The organism is Pseudomonas sp. LB3P93, from assembly GCF_054898025.1.
In genome coordinates this window covers 6,529,638-6,546,026 of sequence record NZ_CM142713.1, presented here as the reverse complement: position 1 = coordinate 6,546,026, position 16,389 = coordinate 6,529,638, and the positions used below count along the sequence as shown (strand labels likewise).

Annotated in this window: 11 protein-coding genes and 1 pseudogene; 11 read left to right on the top strand and 1 reads right to left on the bottom strand. The window is 60.2% G+C overall.

The features are described 5' to 3' along the window. Positions 1 to 27 precede the first annotated feature (27 nt). The 6 genes from ACYZT8_RS29935 (at position 28) to ACYZT8_RS29910 (ending at position 11,609) form a co-directional block, all read left to right on the top strand. A complete protein-coding gene (locus tag ACYZT8_RS29935) occupies positions 28 to 5,526 on the top strand; it encodes an amino acid adenylation domain-containing protein (protein WP_461978093.1) in 5,499 nt (1,832 codons plus the stop codon). Continuing rightward, positions 5,523 to 6,848 carry a phenylacetate--CoA ligase family protein gene (locus tag ACYZT8_RS29930; protein ID WP_403100006.1) on the top strand — a complete coding sequence of 442 codons (1,326 nt, stop codon included), beginning with the start codon at positions 5,523 to 5,525 and terminating at the stop codon, positions 6,846 to 6,848. Before ACYZT8_RS29935 ends, ACYZT8_RS29930 begins: the two co-directional genes overlap by 4 nt. Beyond that, on the top strand, positions 6,845 to 8,248 hold the full coding sequence (locus ACYZT8_RS29925; RefSeq protein WP_403100005.1) for an anthranilate synthase component I family protein: 1,404 nt from the start codon (positions 6,845 to 6,847) through the stop codon (positions 8,246 to 8,248). Before ACYZT8_RS29930 ends, ACYZT8_RS29925 begins: the two co-directional genes overlap by 4 nt. After that, positions 8,245 to 8,829, top strand: a complete 585-nt coding sequence (locus ACYZT8_RS29920; protein ID WP_461978091.1) for an aminodeoxychorismate/anthranilate synthase component II — start codon at positions 8,245 to 8,247, stop codon at positions 8,827 to 8,829. The genes ACYZT8_RS29925 and ACYZT8_RS29920 overlap by 4 nt, the downstream gene beginning before the upstream one ends. Before the next feature lie 74 nt (positions 8,830 to 8,903). Further along, entirely contained in the window at positions 8,904 to 10,328 is a 1,425-nt protein-coding gene (locus ACYZT8_RS29915; protein WP_346609076.1) for an MFS transporter, read from the top strand. Positions 10,329 to 10,337: 9 nt separating this feature from the next. Beyond that, positions 10,338 to 11,609, top strand: a complete 1,272-nt coding sequence (locus tag ACYZT8_RS29910; RefSeq protein WP_461978088.1) for a condensation domain-containing protein — start codon at positions 10,338 to 10,340, stop codon at positions 11,607 to 11,609. Between the two features lie 72 nt (positions 11,610 to 11,681). Here ACYZT8_RS29910 and ACYZT8_RS29905 read toward each other — a convergent pair whose 3' ends face one another. Beyond that, a complete protein-coding gene (locus ACYZT8_RS29905; RefSeq protein WP_248804211.1) occupies positions 11,682 to 11,828 on the bottom strand; it encodes a hypothetical protein in 147 nt (48 codons plus the stop codon). 67 nt (positions 11,829 to 11,895) lie between these two features. On the opposite strand from ACYZT8_RS29905, the gene ACYZT8_RS29900 reads away from it, so the two are divergent. The 5 genes and pseudogenes from ACYZT8_RS29900 to ACYZT8_RS29880 all read left to right on the top strand — a co-directional run bounded on the left by ACYZT8_RS29900 (position 11,896) and on the right by ACYZT8_RS29880 (position 16,371). Then, positions 11,896 to 12,342 (top strand): UvrD-helicase domain-containing protein, encoded by a 447-nt coding sequence (locus ACYZT8_RS29900; protein ID WP_461978087.1) that lies wholly within the window; start codon positions 11,896 to 11,898, stop codon positions 12,340 to 12,342. 706 nt (positions 12,343 to 13,048) lie between these two features. Further along, a pseudogene (locus tag ACYZT8_RS29895) lies at positions 13,049 to 13,189 on the top strand (flagellar basal body protein); the annotation flags it as partial. A gap of 190 nt (positions 13,190 to 13,379) precedes the next feature. Next, a complete protein-coding gene (locus ACYZT8_RS29890) occupies positions 13,380 to 14,126 on the top strand; it encodes a response regulator (RefSeq protein ID WP_461978085.1) in 747 nt (248 codons plus the stop codon). Continuing rightward, positions 14,123 to 15,187, top strand: a complete 1,065-nt coding sequence (locus ACYZT8_RS29885; RefSeq protein ID WP_461978082.1) for an ATP-binding protein — start codon at positions 14,123 to 14,125, stop codon at positions 15,185 to 15,187. The genes ACYZT8_RS29890 and ACYZT8_RS29885 overlap by 4 nt, the downstream gene beginning before the upstream one ends. A gap of 479 nt (positions 15,188 to 15,666) precedes the next feature. Then, complete coding sequence (locus ACYZT8_RS29880) at positions 15,667 to 16,371, top strand: glycosyltransferase family 25 protein (protein WP_461978080.1); 705 nt, start codon at positions 15,667 to 15,669, stop codon at positions 16,369 to 16,371. The last annotated feature ends 18 nt before the right edge of the window (positions 16,372 to 16,389 follow it).

Here is a 16,389-nt window from a genome sequence, read left to right as displayed (position 1 = left end):
GGAAGCATGAACAAGATGAGGGACGACATGACATCAGTACCCCAAGCGCCACAATCGCTGTCAGGGAGTGAGCGCAGCCTGTGGGACGCGTTTGCGCAGCCACAGGCCGGGCAATCAGCGGACAACACCCGAGAACAGCAAGAGATCGTCTTGCCCGCTGGCCTGACGGCCACCATGAATGACCTGGTCACGGTCGCCGCGGTTCTGGGCTACCTGCTCAGTCCGGAAGGCCGGCTGACGTTGGCAATCCATGATGACGCCAAGCCGTCACTGCTCAGCGTTGATTGCATGACATTGAACCTTGCAGAAGACGCTCGCGACTACATCTCGCAATTGCGCAACAGTGCCGAAGCGTCCCATGGCGAGCCGCAATTGCGGGCCGATATCGAGATCAGCGATGGCAAGCACCTGCCAGCGGCGCAAACACCGGTCTGGCTGTTGGTGCACGAGGGCCGCTGCCAACTGTCGGTACGCAGCGATTACATGACCCCGGCGGTAAGCCTGGAATTGCTGGAGTTGGTGGCCTTCGCCTGCGCCCGTGTGCTTGATTCCAAGGCCCTGCCGGCGCCCGCGCTCCAACCGGGCTGCCCGGCCCCGGCCGAAGCCGTCGAGCGCCAGTTTCTCGTGGAGCGCATTTACCGGCATGTGCAGAGCAAACCCTCGGCTGCGGCAATCGTCGATGACAACAGCGATCGCACCCTGACTTACGCCGAACTCTGGAGCGCCTCCGAGGCATTGGTCCAGCACATACGCGAGCGCGTCACCTCCCGCCGTTCGAGCCCGCGCCTGGCGTTGTTCCTGGAACGCGGCTGGCAGCATCTGGCCGCGATCATCGCCGTGCAACGCATGGGCGGTACCTGCGTGCTGATCGACCCGGCGCATCCTGATGAACGCATCCGTGCCTTCATCGAAGAGTGCAGTCCGCATGCGGTGTTGACCGCCGGCAGCACCACCGAACGCGCGCGCGAGCTGCTGACCTTTCCGCTGCTGGATATCGATAAGGTGCAGGTCCGTCCTACCCTCGTCGATTGGGAGCACGGCAAGTGGGTCGACAGCACCAATGAAGCCTGTTTTATCGCCGGGACTTCCGGCAGTACCGGACGGCCCAAAGCCGTTTGCCTGTCCTATCGGGGGATGGCCGCGACCCTCGACGCTGTCATCGAGCAGGCCGGACTTGGCGAGCATAGCCGCGGCTCATGGCTGTCGTCGCCCGGCTACGGGATGGTCGAAGTCGACCCGCTGCCGGTTCTGTGTGCCGGCGGCACGGTATGCATCCCTTCGCCCCAGGTGCTGCAGGACGTCAACCTGCTGGCACGCTGGCTGCTTGAAGGCGACATGAACCACACACTGGCCATGACTTCCATTGCCGAAGCATTGTGGGCCACGAGCACCCGAACCGGTCTGCGCACCATGCTGATCGCCGGTGAACGCTGCAAGCAATGGCCGCCGAGCGACCTCGGCTACCGGGTGATCAATGTCTACGGCTCCGCAGAAGCCGCCGTAGTCTCCATCGAAGACCTGAGCGCCCCGCGCCGCACCTTGCTGCCCTCGGTAGGCCGCGCGATTCCTGGCGCCCGGATGTACGTGGTCGACCGCAATGGCCAACAACTGCCGGCCCGTTGTGTCGGTGAGTTGATCATCACCGGCGAAACGCTGTCGGTGGGCTATGTCAATCCCGAGGACACCAGGAAAGCCTTTCGTGGCAACACTCTGGACGCCACGTCGGCCTTGCAATACAGCACCGGCGACCGGGCGCGCATGGCGGCCGATGGCACCGTGGAAATCTTTGGCCGTACCGACTCCGTGGTCAAGATCCGCGGCCATCGGGTCGACCTGACTGAACTGGAGATCACCGCGCTGCAAGTTCCGGGCGTGGTGAAGGCCGCGGCCAATTGCTTGAGCAATGACCTCGGCGCGACGCTGGCATTGTTCCTGGAGCTGGCTCCCGGTGCCAAAGAAGTGGTCGCCCGGGTTCGCCAGCACTTGGCCGCGCGCTTGCACCCGGCCGCCCAACCCGGCCAGATCGTGACCGGCGCCCTGCCCCTCGGGCGCAATGGCAAGGTGGACTACAGCGCGTTGCAGGTCAGCCCGATCGAGCGCGATGCGAACCAGACCGTTTTTGTCCCGCAGAGCCCGGCAGACCACGCGGTACGTGACTGCTGGCTGGCCTGGACGCTCTGTGACGAAGCCATGCTGGAGGCGAGCTTCTTCGACGCCGGTGGCGATTCCCTGCGCGCCTTGCGCATGGTCGGCGAACTGGCCTGCAAGCATGGCATTCATGTGCAAATGGGGGCGTTCCTCGAGGAGCCGGTCCTGGCGAATCTGGTGCGCCTGGCCAATGCCTCGCACAACACTCAGTTGCCGACGTTCGAGCACTTACCGGCAGAGCAGCAATGGCTGCCGTTCGAGCTCAACGAAAGTCAGCAGGCGCTGTGGATCGGTCGTGGTTCGTTCTACGACTACGGCGGCGTCGGCTGCCAGGGGTATTTCGAGTGGGAAGTGCAAGCCCTCGATAGCGAGCGTTTCACCCGTGCTGTGGGGTTGCTAGTGCAACGCCATCCAATGCTGCGCATGACCATCGATGCCAGCGGCCGCCAGAGCATCGGCGACGTCGACGGCACGCAAGCGGTGAAATATGTCGATCTCAGTGCTCTGGACGGCGCGCAGATCGAGCGCGAGATCGATGCGGTTCGCGACCGCATGGCCAACGAAGAAATCGGCACCACGCAATGGCCGCTGTTCCAGTTCCGCATCAGTCGCATCAGTGCCAGCGCCAGCCGGGTGCATCTGTGCATCGACATGTTGATCGCCGACGCCTGGTCGATTTTCCAGGTGATCATTCCCGACCTGATTGATCTGTATCTGGAAGATGATCCACAACTGCCGGTGCTGCAGACCAGCTTCCATGACTACGTCGCCTATCGGCAAAAAGTGCTCAAGAGCGCCCAGTACCAGGCCGACCGTGAATACTGGCTGGAGAAGATCAATCACCTGCCGGCAGCCCCGCGCCTGCCTCAACTGGAACCTGGAGAGTTCAGCGGCACGTCGCGCTTCGAGCGACACGAAGGCACCCTCGCCGTCGATGCCTGGGAGCGACTGCAGGCCCGGGCGCAGGCGCGCAACATCTCTCCGTCCGGCGTGGTCGCGCTGGCCTTGTGCGAAGTGTTGCGCTGCTGGAGCGAAGAAGACCGCTTCACCCTGAACTTCCCGGTCTCCGACCGGATGCCCGTCACTGCCGATATCGACCAGGTTGTCGGTGACTTCACCAACACCTTGCTGGTGCCCTATGAAACCGCGGCCGCCGACACCCTCGAGGTTCGTGGCCAGCAACTGCAGGGCGCCATATGGCAGGCACTGGATCATCGCCTGTTCAACGGTGTCGAGGTGCTGCGCGAGCTGGCCCGGGTCCGGCGCAGTGGCGGCGCGCCACTGATGCCGATCGTCCTCACCAGCCTGCTCGGGCACCCAGGACGCCATGATGCGGCGCTGCTTGGGCCAGAGGTTTACGGCGTCTCGCAGACACCGCAAGTCACCCTCGATGTGCAACTGCGCGAATCCGAAGGCACGTTGTACTTCAAATGGGATTACCTCACCGGGGTCATTCGTCCCGAAGTCGTGGAGTCGATGTTCGGCGCATTCAGCACATTGCTGCAGCAACTGGCCGACGACAGCGAGATCTGGCAACGCACCTGGCTTGACCTGCGCCCCGCCGCGCAGATTGACGCACGCCGCGCCGTAAACGCGACTCAGGCCCCCGTGCCGCAGGTTCACTTGCGTGACCTGCTACTGGCACGGATTGCCGAGCGCGCCGGGGAAACCGCAGTGATCGATACCCGGCGCAGCTACAGCTGGGGTGATATCGGCCGGGCCGCAGCACGGATCAGCAAGATGATCCAACACACCCGTAACCCTGATGAACGTTTTGTCGGCATCGTCCTGCCCAAGGGCAGCGGCCACTACGCGGCTGTCTATGGCTGCCTGCTGGCCGGGGTCGGTTATGTGCCGGTGGATATCGATCTGCCGTCCGAGCGTATTCGTTCAGTGCTGTCGCAGGCCGGAGTGCACACGGTTATCGCCGGTATCGATACCCCGTTGCCGGAGCAGATCCAGCGGCTGGTACTGACCGATGAGGACCTGCATTACTGGACTGCCGAGCACACGGAGCTGACTCTCGCACCTCTGGCTGCGGACTACTCGCCGTATGTGATCTTCACCTCCGGCTCTACCGGTAATCCCAAGGGTGTCGAGATCCCGGAGGCCGCAGTAGTCAACCACGTTTATGACGTCGTCGAGCGCTTTGGCCTGGATGCCTCCACTCGCCATCTGGCCACTGCCGCCCTGCATTTCGACATGTCGGTCTTCGATATCTTCGGCCCCCTGCTGCACGGCGGCTCGGTGGTGGTGCCAGCTCAGGCGGCGGGCCCGGACCCCGATGCCTGGCTACGACTCCAGCGGCGTCACGGCGTGACCTTCTGGGCCTGTGTTCCGGCGATCATGGACCTGCTGTGCAGTGTTGCGGAAACTGCACGGAGTTTCTGCGCGGTGGATTCGCTGGCCAACATCGTCATGGCGGGCGACTGGATTCCACTGCCACTGTTGCCACGCGCCAGGGCGCTGTATCCGAACGCGCGATTGTATTCCTGCGGAGGTCCCACCGAGACCACCAACTGGTCGGTGCTGCACGAGATCGACGAACAAGAAGGCCAGCGAGTGCGTTCGGTGATCTACGGCGCGCCCATGCGTAACTCTGCCTACCACATCGTGGCCGACGACTGGACCGATTGCCCGGATTGGGTGCCCGGGGAAATGCTGGTGGAGAGCGATGTTTCCCTGGCCTGTGGCTACATCGGCCAGCCGGAACTGACCGGCAAGGCCTTTGTCCAGCACCCGCGCAGCGGGCGGCGCATGTACCGCACCGGCGACCTTGGGCGTTACCTGCCTAACGGCGAAATCGAGATCCTCGGACGTATCGACAACCAGATCAAGCTCAATGGTCTGCGCATCGAGCTGGGAGAAATCGAGGGCGTCGCCGAGTCCTGCGCCGGCGTCTCGCGGGCCTGTGCGATAGCACTGCCGGGGCCCGACGGGCATCCCAAACAGATTGCCCTGGTGTATGTCGGCGAGCCCGGACTGGCGCCTGCAATCACGTTGACCCTGAGCCAACGGCTGCCCGCGTACATGGTGCCGAAAACTGTCCAGTCGTTGCCCCGCTTGCCCCTGTCGAAGAACGGCAAGGTGGATGTGCTGGCCCTGCGAGAAACCATGAGGAATGACATGAAAGAACCCAATGGCAAGGCTTCGCAATCCACCCTGCGCATCGTGATTGGTGTGATCAGCCAGCATCTCGGACAGCCAGTACTGCCCGACGACAACTTCTTCGACATGGGCGGCGACTCGCTGTCGGCAATGAAGATCAAGGTCGAACTTGGCTCCAGGTTGTCACAGCCCATTGAGCTGGAGGACCTCATGCTCACCGAGACCATCGATGAGTTCGCCAAGTGCCTGAACGCGGAGACCCAGTCATGATCAGAGACAACCTGCACCAGCAATGGCTGGATGATGTGGACGCCTACCTGGATGGACGCACGACGCCGCAGACGCTGCAGGCCAACGGGCAGCAACGGGCCGGGGAAGTCTTGCGCTATGTCGCGCAACGCTCGGCGTTCTATGCCGATCACCTGCGCTCGCAAGCGGGCAGTCCGAGCGCCTTGCCGGCGCTGGACGGCGTACCGTTCACCACTAAGGACGACCTGCGCGCCGTGGGCCGCTCGGTCTGCAGCCTGCCGTTCGACCAGATCGCGGTGTACTACGAGACCACCGGGACCACCGGGCTGCCAACCCCCTGCCCGCGCGCGGCGATCGATGTCGAAACCAGCGGCGCCTATGTGCAGAAGGCTGTTGCCGACCTGTATCAGTCGACCTTCGGCACCACTCATGCCCTCACCGCGATCATGGGGCCGTCGGAGCTCTACGCGTTCGGCGATACCTATGGCGAGGTCTGCCGCAATCTGGGCATTCCTTACGTACGGCTATGGCCGGAAAGCCCTCGGGTCGGCCTGGTCAAAGCCGCCCAGTTGATCAACGACCTCGGTGTCCGCTCGCTGATCTGCTCACCCGCCGTCGCGCTGGCCCTGGCCCGCCTCTATGTGAGTCAGGGGATCGATCCGCGCGCGACAGCAGTCGGGCAGATCATGGTGTTGGGCGAACTGTGCACGCCGCAGATGCTGAGCAATATTGCCCGGGTCTGGGATGCGCATTGCACCCACGGCCTGTATGGCTCTCAGGAAGCCCACGCGGTGGCCACCGGTTGCCCGAACGGCAACCTGCACTTTTCCGAGACCAACTATCTGGCGGAGATTCTTCCGGTGCCCGGGATGGACGGCGATATCGGCGAGCTGTGCCTGACGATGCTCGTACCCGGCGCCAAACCGCTGATCCGCTACCGCACCGGCGACCTGGCGCGCCTGCATTCTGCCGAAGAATGCGGATGCGGCAATCGTTCGCGTTGCCTGCGGGTCTTTGGCCGGGTGAGTGATGTGATGACCCTGGCCGGTCGCCAGGTACTCCCGGCTCTGATCGAGTCGGCGGTGCTGACGGCGGCCGAGTGGGTCTCCGGCTACGAGGTCAGGATCTGTTCCGCCAGCGACGGCAGCGACCATGTCGAGGTGTCGATGGTGGCAGGGATCGGTGAGCGTTCGCTGGCCGAGGTACAGGAGCAGATGGCCGGCCATTTCGGCACCTCGGTCCAATTGCAACTGGCACAGAACCTGGACCCGAGGACCGAGACCGGTGCCTACATTTCCTGGAAGCACGCACGTATCCGCGATCAACGGGAGCCCGCCCTGTGAGCTCATTACAACCCATCCCCCTGTGGAGCGTGGAGCACCACGAAATCAGCGATGCGGCGCCGCTCGCCCAGGTGCGGCGAGGCCTGCTGGGGCTGTATCCGTGCCCGGCATTGTTCGAGACCGGTGCGGGTTTTCTGCCGGTCGACGGCAACCAGACCACCTTCATGATCGACCTGTTGTTGGAGTTGAAACTGGTCAACGACACCTGGCACTTGTCGACCGGTGCGCCGTTCCAGTGGGCCCTGGCCGCGTGCGAGCAGTTGCTGAACAATTCGCAGGCGAGCCTGTGCGAACGCCTGCGACGCGTCACCCAGACGCTGGCCCTGCCGGAGGGCTTTCCGCTGGTGCTGGCGCTGGGCTACAGCGCCGCGCGGTTTGTCGAAAACCTGCCGGAGATTGCCATCGAGCCAGATGTCCCGGAGGTGGTGGTGCGGGTCTATCGGCATGTCGTCCGCTACGAAGCTCCCGAAGGTCCGGCGCGGATCGACGTACTCAATGCCGGCGACAACGCGGCAGCGCAACTGGATGCCCTGCTCGCCGTGCTGCGCAATCCGCCGGTGACTGCACCTGTTGCAAGACTCGGCACTGAAGTCGCGGTGATCGAGGACGTCACTGATCGCGAGGACTTCTGTGCCGCCGTTTTAAGGGCCAAGGAGTACATCCGCGCCGGTGACATCTATCAGGTGCAGTTGTGCCGGCGTGCCGTGTCCAGCGCGACGATTGCTCCGGTCGATCTTTACGAGCGTCTGGCAACGGTCAATCCGGCGCCCTACATGTACTACCTCGACCTTGCCGACCTGCATGTCGTGTCATCCAGTCCTGAACTGATGATCCGCCTGCAGGACGGCGTGGCCCAGGTCCGGCCCATCGCCGGCACCATGAGCCGGGAGGATCAGCGCGGCAGTCCGCTGGACAAGATTCCCAAGGAAGCCGCCGAGCACTTGATGCTCGTCGATCTGGCGCGCAACGACCTGGCCCGGTGCGCGGTTCCCGGGGGCGTCCAGGTGAGTTCGTTCATGCAGCAGGACACTTACGGGTCCTTGCTGCACCTGGTGTCCACTGTGGAAACCAGGGTACGCGAGCAATGCGATGTCTGGGATCTGATCGTGGCCAATTTCCCGGCGGGAACCATGACCGGCGCACCCAAGGTCCGCGCAATGGAAATCATCGCCGAGCTGGAAGGCACCGCACGCGGGCTGTACACCGGGTGTGTCGGCTATATCACCGGGCCCAACAGCGCGGTGCTGGCACTGACGATCCGCACCATTGTCGGCAACGCCGGACGCTATGTGTTGCAGTCGGCGGCGGGAGTCGTCGCTGACTCCGAGGCCGAGGATGAATGGAATGAAGCGGGAGCGAAGATCAAGTCATTTTCCCGAGCGATGGGAGCCTGCGCATGAAAGTGATGTTGATCGACGCCTTTGACAGCTTTGTGTATGTCATCGAGCAGTATTACTCGGCCGTGGGTGCAGAAACCCGGGTCGTTCGCGTCAACGATGATCCGATCACCCAATACCGACAGTGGCAACCGCAGTTGTTGGTTCTGGGTCCAGGGCCGGGCACTCCCGAAGATCATGGCTACCCGCAGATCATTCGCGCGATGGATGAGCAGCAGGCCATTTTCGGTGTCTGCCTGGGGCATCAGGCACTGGGCGAACATTTCGGCTGGAAGCTCAGCCGTGCACCGACCACCCAGCATGGCAAATACGCCCAGGTGCATCATGACGGCCGCGGCGTTTTCCAGGATGTACCGTCGGCCGTCACTGTGGTGCGTTACCACTCGCTGGCCATCACCGAGCCGCAAACATCAAGCCCATTGGTGGCCACGGCGTACTCGGACGATGGCGTCAACATGGCGGCGCGGCACCGTACCCGGCCGATCGAAAGCGTGCAGTTTCACCCCGAGAGCGTCGGCACCGCCCACGGGATCAAAATGATCCGTAACTCATTGGCGTTGGCCAACGTCCACGCCATGGGCTGATCGCTCAAGAAGAAAGCCCTGGGTGCCGACCGGAAGCCGGTCGACACCTCTTTAAATCTAAGGATTGGATAAACATGATGCACACACCAACCAACACAACGCTGCACGAAAAACGATGGCAGGCACTCGCTGTCATCTCGATCATCCAGTTGATTCTGCTGCTGGATGCCACCGTGGTGAACGTCGCCCTGCCACGGATCAAACACGACCTGGGACTCACGGACGGATCCCTGACCTGGGTCGTCAATGCCTACCTCATTACCGCAGGTTCGCTGTTGCTGCTGGGCGGACGGATCGGCGATGCCTTCGGGGTGCGCCGCACCTTTCAGGTCGGCGTAGTGATTTTTGGCGGATTTTCCTTACTGGCAACCTTCGCCCAAGACGCCACCGTGCTGATCATCAGCCGTGCCGGTCAGGGGCTCGGTGAAGCCCTGGCGTCAGCCACCGGACTGGCAATGGTGTCACTGCTGTTTCCTTCCGGCCCCGAACGCGGCAAGGCGTTTGGCATCTGGGCAGCACTGGGCGGCCTGGGCTCGATCATCGGCGTATTGCTCTCCGGTGTACTGACGCACTATCTCTCGTGGCGCTGGGTCTTCGGGATCAACGTACCGATTGTCATGCTCCTGATCGTGGCTGCCGCCGTCATGATTCCCAAGTTCAGCCACCGCAGTTCCACCTCTCTGGATCTGGGCAACGCGCTGATCCTGGTCGTGGCCGTCGCCGCGACCGTCATGGCCGTGATGGGTTCTGGCATTGAGCATCTTCCTGGCCAGCGCATGGCGCTTCTGCTGCTGGGCGTTTTGGGCATCGCGGTGGTACTGCGTCGTTGCAAGCGTTCGGAAAACGGCATTATTCCGGCACGCCTGATGACGCGCTCTCCGCGCATGGCTGGTTACGCCATCGTCGCTATTCTCGCAGCGACCTCCGGCGCCCTGTTCTATCTGGGCGTGCTGTTGCTGCAAGACTATCTCGGCCTGACGCCGATGCAGACGGGCCTGGCGTGGCTGCCCTTCTGCCTGGGTTTCTTCCCTGGGATCTTCCTTTCGCAGTTCGTCATGCAGCGCTGGAATCCGCAGGCCGCCGCCGTGGTCGGCCTGGCAATTTCGGCTCTGGGTTTCGCCTTGTTTGCCTTCGGCGTGCCCCTGCACAGCTACTGGCTGGGAATGCTTCCGGCGATGCTGGTGACCTCCATCGGCTTCGGCTGTGTCGCCCCGGTCGCCCAGTCGTTGGCCACCAGCGACCTTAGCGAGGCCGACGCCGGTGCAGGGTCGGGCATCACCACCACCCTTCAGCAACTGTTCCAGGTGTTCGGGGTCACCCTGCTGGCAGCCGTGGCGCTGGCGGTCTCTGACAACAGTGGCGTGCCGACCATCGCCGCGAACGGTTTTGTGGCCGCCTTCGCCGTGTCGGCGCTGGCCATGCTCGGGGGCGCCTTGCTGATATGGGCCGGACGCAATGCCCTGGCGCTCGAGCCAGCCCCGTCGAGCCCCCAGCCTTAGGAAACCGTCATGCATCAGAACTACCTGATCCCGCCCTTCAAGGGCCCCCTCACGACGCTGTCCAGCGTCGCGGGACTGCGGGAAAAATGGACCGGGGCGATGCTTGACCAGACAGGGCGCGCCTATTGCGGCGCCCTGCGTCTGGACTTCAGCGCAGAGTGTGACCAGGCACAAGTATTCGATGCCGTGGCCCAGACCCTGGCGCGACATCCAATCCTCGCGGCCCGGTTCGAGCTGGAACAGGAACACCTGATCGGCCGAGCCCCCACTGAGCAGGCATTGCGTCAGGCGTTGCGTGAGCAATTGGGCCAGGTGCAGGCCACGCTCAGCGATCAGGACTTCCTCGCCTATCGCGCCCGGCACGCCGGCGAACCCGGGCTGCGCATCGCGTCGGCGGTCGACGCGGCTGGCCTGCATGTCTGGATCGGTTTCTGGATCTATACCTGCGATGGCGCGTCGATTGATCTGTTGATCGATGACATCACCCGGTATTACCGGGGCCTGCCCCCGGTTTCCTGCACGGAATGGAACGACTATTGCCAGGGGCTGCACCTGCCGGAGCAGCCCGTGAGCACAGCGCAGCAGCTGGAGATCTACCCGGGAACAGGCCCCTACGGACTTGATGCAGTGCGCAGCAAAAACACAAGCGGCAAGGGGCGCATGCAGAGTCTGAAGTTCACCGCCCCCGTTGCCCGCAGCCGGGTGTTGGACTATGCCAAAACCTTGCGCGTGACGCCGTTTGCGCTGCTGCTGGCCATCTATCAACGGGCAATCAGTGCCGTCAGTGGGGTCGCGACCGTAGTGACGGGAGTGCCCTTCGCCAATCGCCCGGATGCTGCCGCTCAGACTGTGGTGGGGCCGTTGTCCAATACCATCCCGGTCAGTACCCGGCATGAACCCGACGAACCGCTGGCAACAGTGGTCAAGCGGGTGCAGCGGGCGGTGATCAATGCCGCGACGCGGCAGCACATCGAACCGGCAGCGTTGTATCCCGAAGGCATGTCTACGCGTACCGCCGGCTTCGAACTGCCGTTTCCCCAGTTGTTCAACGCCTGGAACTCACGCAGCGAAGGCAGTCGCATCGACCTGGGTGACAACCAGTGGATGAGCCTCCAGCTATTGCCGAACGATACCTGCCGGGTCGCTTTCGAGATCACTCTGGATGAGCATAACGAGCATATTTCAGGGCGGATCGACATGGACGCCGATGGCTATGGCGAACACGCAGGACAGGTCATCGAGCAGATGATCCGCGACCTGCAAAGCATCCCCGACGCTTGATCGGTAACGCGTGTAAAGCAATCAGGGCGGTGTCACACCGCCCTGATTCAATTGCCGATGTAACTTGCTTGCTCAGAAGTCCACAGTCGCCGACAGCAGATAAGTCCGAGGTGTCGACAGCGTCAACCCCGGTTCGCTGTCATCGGAAGCGCCGGCGGAACTCCAGTAACGCTTGTCCAGCACGTTCTCGACATTGGCGCGCAAACGCCTGGGTCGCATTGGAGCCTACACGCACGAGCTTGGTTGGTACTGGGTGTACCGAACGTTGGTGGGGCAACCTGCAATCTTGCGCGCGCTTGCCGCCCGCTATCCGCAGCTTTTGGTCGATGAGTCCCAGGACCTGGGCACCTTGCATCAGGCTATCTTGGAATTGCTCATCAAGGCTGGAGTCCATGTCTCGCTCATTGGTGACGTGAACCAGGGCATTTACGGCTTCGCAGGAGCTGACGGTTCGTTTCTGAGCACTTATTACAACCGTGCTGGGGTGAAGGATTTCAAGCTCACGCGCAATTACCGCTCACTGCCTCCAATCATCACCATCGCCAACTCGCTCTGTGGCCGCGAGGATGAAGCCGATCGGGAGCCTGAAAACGGAGGGGCATATTTCGTCGGGTATGTTGCTGTGACCAGAGCGCGGAACCTGTTCTGGCTGGCCGTGCCACATACTTGCTTGAAAGCACTTCGCCCGAATCTGATCGCCGCTGGTTTTGAAGAGGTTCCTGCACGGAAGTAGCCCAGGGTGTGTTATAGGGTGCACAGGTCTTTGATGGAAGGCTTCGTGCCATCACTCACAGTGGCTAAGAGTCTTGGGTGAGGCGGAGTCTGGTCAAACAGGAAGCCAGGAAGCCAGGAAGATTAGCCGACACCTTAGGTTAGCCTCTCCCTCGACGAATTCTCATGATCGGACGGAAGGCCGCGGCGTGTTTGGCTGCGACAGTTTTGCGTTTGTTTACAACTGGGCTACAGGCCGCGGAATGCGGGGCCACCTGCGACAGCTTTAATTCTCAAAATCCAAAGACCCCCGTATTTACGGGGGTTTCCATTTTTTTGGCTGAGCTATCTTCCAGATTCTCCGTGTGTGAATTTCGGAAGATGTTGTGCATATGCGCGCGCAGTATCCATTGCTGCCACGAGAAGTGCTCGAGCAATCGCTAGCTCTATCGGAGTGCGATACCCCAGATATCCAAAGACAGTGCTTCCTTGCGTTATGACCACGGATTTTTTATTAACAATTAAAAAAACCGATGGCCGTTTCAACTCCGTAACGGTTATTACGCCCCCCATACCCCGTTCTTAGTAAAAAATCCTCATCTCCACCGTTTCTCCACAAAACCTCCCGCAAAACAACATGATCCCCTGCACACAATGCAACCCGCTGCAGAAATGCCGGAGACGGGGTTTCTCCGTTGTCAATCTAAACGGCAAGAAGTGGAGCAGGTATGTCTTTTAATGGCCGAAGCGGCCTCTATGCAGCCAACAGAAAGTTGGAGGTCACCGGTAATAATATTGCGAACGCTGCAATTACTGGTTTCAAATTCTCGCGCGCAGAAAACGCGGACGTATACTCTGCGACCAAACTGTGAAGCGGCAGCAACGGTCATTTCTACCGCTAACGAGATGTTAGGCACTCTTTCGCAAACGCTTTAAACAACGGCATGCCTTACACCCAGTCGCCGGAAAATCTGTGGTTGATCAACGTGCGCGAATTCTGATGGCAGCCACCGTGGGATCAGGTGCGCGACAGACGACTTTAAATTCATCGAGCAAAATATGAATGACTTCTCTGCTCTATCCCACCTGACGAGAAATGCCAGAGAAACGCACGCACTCATTTTGATCGCGGAGGACGACCCTGATATAGCGGACATTCTGATCGCCTATTTGAAACGCAGTGGCTTTCGCACGGCCCATGCGCTCGACGGGAAACGAGCCCTGCAGATGCATCAGACCCTCAAGCCCGACCTGATGCTGCTGGATGTGCTGATGCCGAACCTGGACGGCTGGATGGTGCTGGCGGAGGTTCGCCATCGAGGCAACACACCGGTGATCATGCTTACGGCGCAGGATCAGGACGTGGACAAACTGATGGGGCTGCGTATCGGTGCCGACGACTACATCGTCAAACCGTTCAACCCGGCAGAAGTGGTCGCCCGGACCCAGGCGGTATTACGGCGCTCCATCGATTACAAGCATGGCAGCGGCACGAGCGTGCTGCGGGTGGATGCATTTGAAATCGACATCGAAAGCCATGAAGTTACCGTGTGCATCGACGGTAACAAGGTGCCGCTTGTCTTGACGGCAACGGAATTCAAGTTGCTGGTTCAGTTGGCAAAGGCCCCGAAAAAAGTGCTCAGTCGGGCAGAGCTTTTAGCCACCAGTTCTCCTGAGAGTGACAGTCTTGAACGTACCGTCGACAGTCACATCAGCAAGTTGCGCAGAAAGATTGAAGATTTGGGTTTACAGGGTGTGCCAGCCAGTATCCGAGGCGTCGGCTACCGGTTCGGGAGTATCGCGTGAAAATGCTCAATGGTTTGAGCGGCCAGATCATTTTGTCCATGTCAGCCGTGGTGTTGTGCGTTATCACCCTGGTGGTGATCGGCTCGTATGTATTTTATGCATTGTTATGGACATTCTGGCCGCTCTCCAACGAGGAGCTGGATCAATGGATGCCTTCAAATATTGAATGGGTATGGATGGGCCTGACTACCTTTGTCAGCCTGGCCGTGGGATGTATCGTTGCCGTGAAGTTATCTCGACGAATTCTCATGCCGTTGAACTCTGTCGCGGCGAGCCTTCGAAAGTTGGCAAACGGCGATCTTGAAGTACAGGCCGTTGCCGGTGACCAATCAATAGGCGAAGCGGCCTTGTTAGTCGATGACTTTAATAGCATGGCCAAACGATTGAAGCGCATGGCGGAAGAACAGGCTTTTTGGAATGCGGCTATTGCACACGAACTGCGCACCCCCCTCACTATTTTACGCGGCCGTCTGCAGGGGTTGGCTGAAGGGGTATTCGAACCGGACACTGTGCAGTTCTGCAGCCTGTTGAATCAGGTGGAGGGGTTGACCCGGTTGGTTGAAGACCTTCGGGTGGTCGGCTTGGCGGACAGCGGTTATCTCGAGCTGAACCTGCGCGAAGCCAACCTGGCGACCGAGATAGAAGACGATATCCGGTTGTTCGAGCCCAGCCTGCAGGCAGCTGGTTTTGTCCTGCAACTGTACCTGCAAAGACGCCCCGTCCGCTGCGACCCGGCGAGGATCCGCCAAGCGCTATTGGCACTGCTGGACAATATTCGACGGCACGCGACACCAGGGAACGTCGTCGTTCATCTGTCCACCCGAAATCAGATCAATTACCTGAGAGTCAGAGATGACGGCCCCGGCATTGATGAGCGCTGTGCCATGCACATTTTTGAAGCGTTCAAGCGCGGTGACAACTCGCGCTCCCGGGCTCAGTGTGGCAGTGGATTGGGTCTGGCGGTAGTGCGCGCCATCGCCCTCGCACACGGAGGAACCGTTACCTGCCGAAACGTGGAAAACGGGGGAACTTTGTTCGAACTTAGCTGGCATGCCAGATAATGAAAAAGTGCATTTTTATTTTGAGATTCAAGAGAAGAATCAACTATCGACACTTTGTCTTGCTGGACCCCGATGGAGTTTGTATTGCATTAATGAGCTGTGGCACTAAACCAGCAAATGGGTACTGGGTAGAAGTCAAAGGCGTCAATCTAACTTGGTTGGGCCGACCTCTCCCCAGTAACTTCCCGATAGTGTAGGAATTGCGGGACGTCGAGCAATGGTTGCCGCGCGTCAACATTAATATTTCATCTCCATCGTATCTCCACACACTCTCCCACAAAACTCCATCTTCCTTACGCACAATCAACATGTCTATCACCGACCATTACGTCAGGTATCCACGTCGGTTATTGACCCTCCGCAAATAAATGGCGGACACAGGTGATGCGACAGCCGCTCCACTTACACAACCAAATCCCGGCTTTTAGCTGAACGGCACGATCAGGAATTGCTATGTCTTTTAAAACTGGAGCTTTCTCATGAACGCAGTGATTGACAACGGATTACCGAAAAAAAAGGATTTGAGTCAACTGCAAATTGATGGCGTTTTCTGCATCAGTCTTCGCAAGCGGGCTGATCGCCGTGTGCTGTTGAGTCTCCAGTTCGAAGGAAGTGGACTGGACATTGAGTTTTTGGTTGTGGACCGTGATGACGAAAATCCAGAACGAGGCTGTTTTGAATCTCACATCAAATGCGCGACGTTAGCCCTGCAGCGAAACTACCAGCGCGTACTGATTCTCGAGGATGATGCAACGCTGGTTTCGTTTAACCAGAGTCAAGTAAAGCAGATGAACGCGTTTATGAACCTGCGCGAGCCCGAGTTGCTCTACTTGGGCGCGAATCTTGGGAAAGTTTGGCTGACCTGGAAAGGAGGAATTGCACGAGTCCGGGCAAAGGGAACACATGCCTACATTCTGTCCAATAGGGGATGCCGACACTTGTTAGGACACGCCCCCTACACTGGTATCGCGATCGACAACGTTTATTCCAAAAATTTTAAAGCCTATATGGCGTTCCCGATGCTGAGCCAGCAGCAGCCTGGGGAAGTTGTTTCAAGCGACGTACAAACCCAACACGCAGATGGGAGGTCTCCCTCTGCGGCGTACTGGCGGGAGAACTGGCGGAAGCAGTACACACAGGCATTCAAAAATATCGGGAAGACGATATTGTTCCACAAACTTTGAACGGACATGGACGTGGTT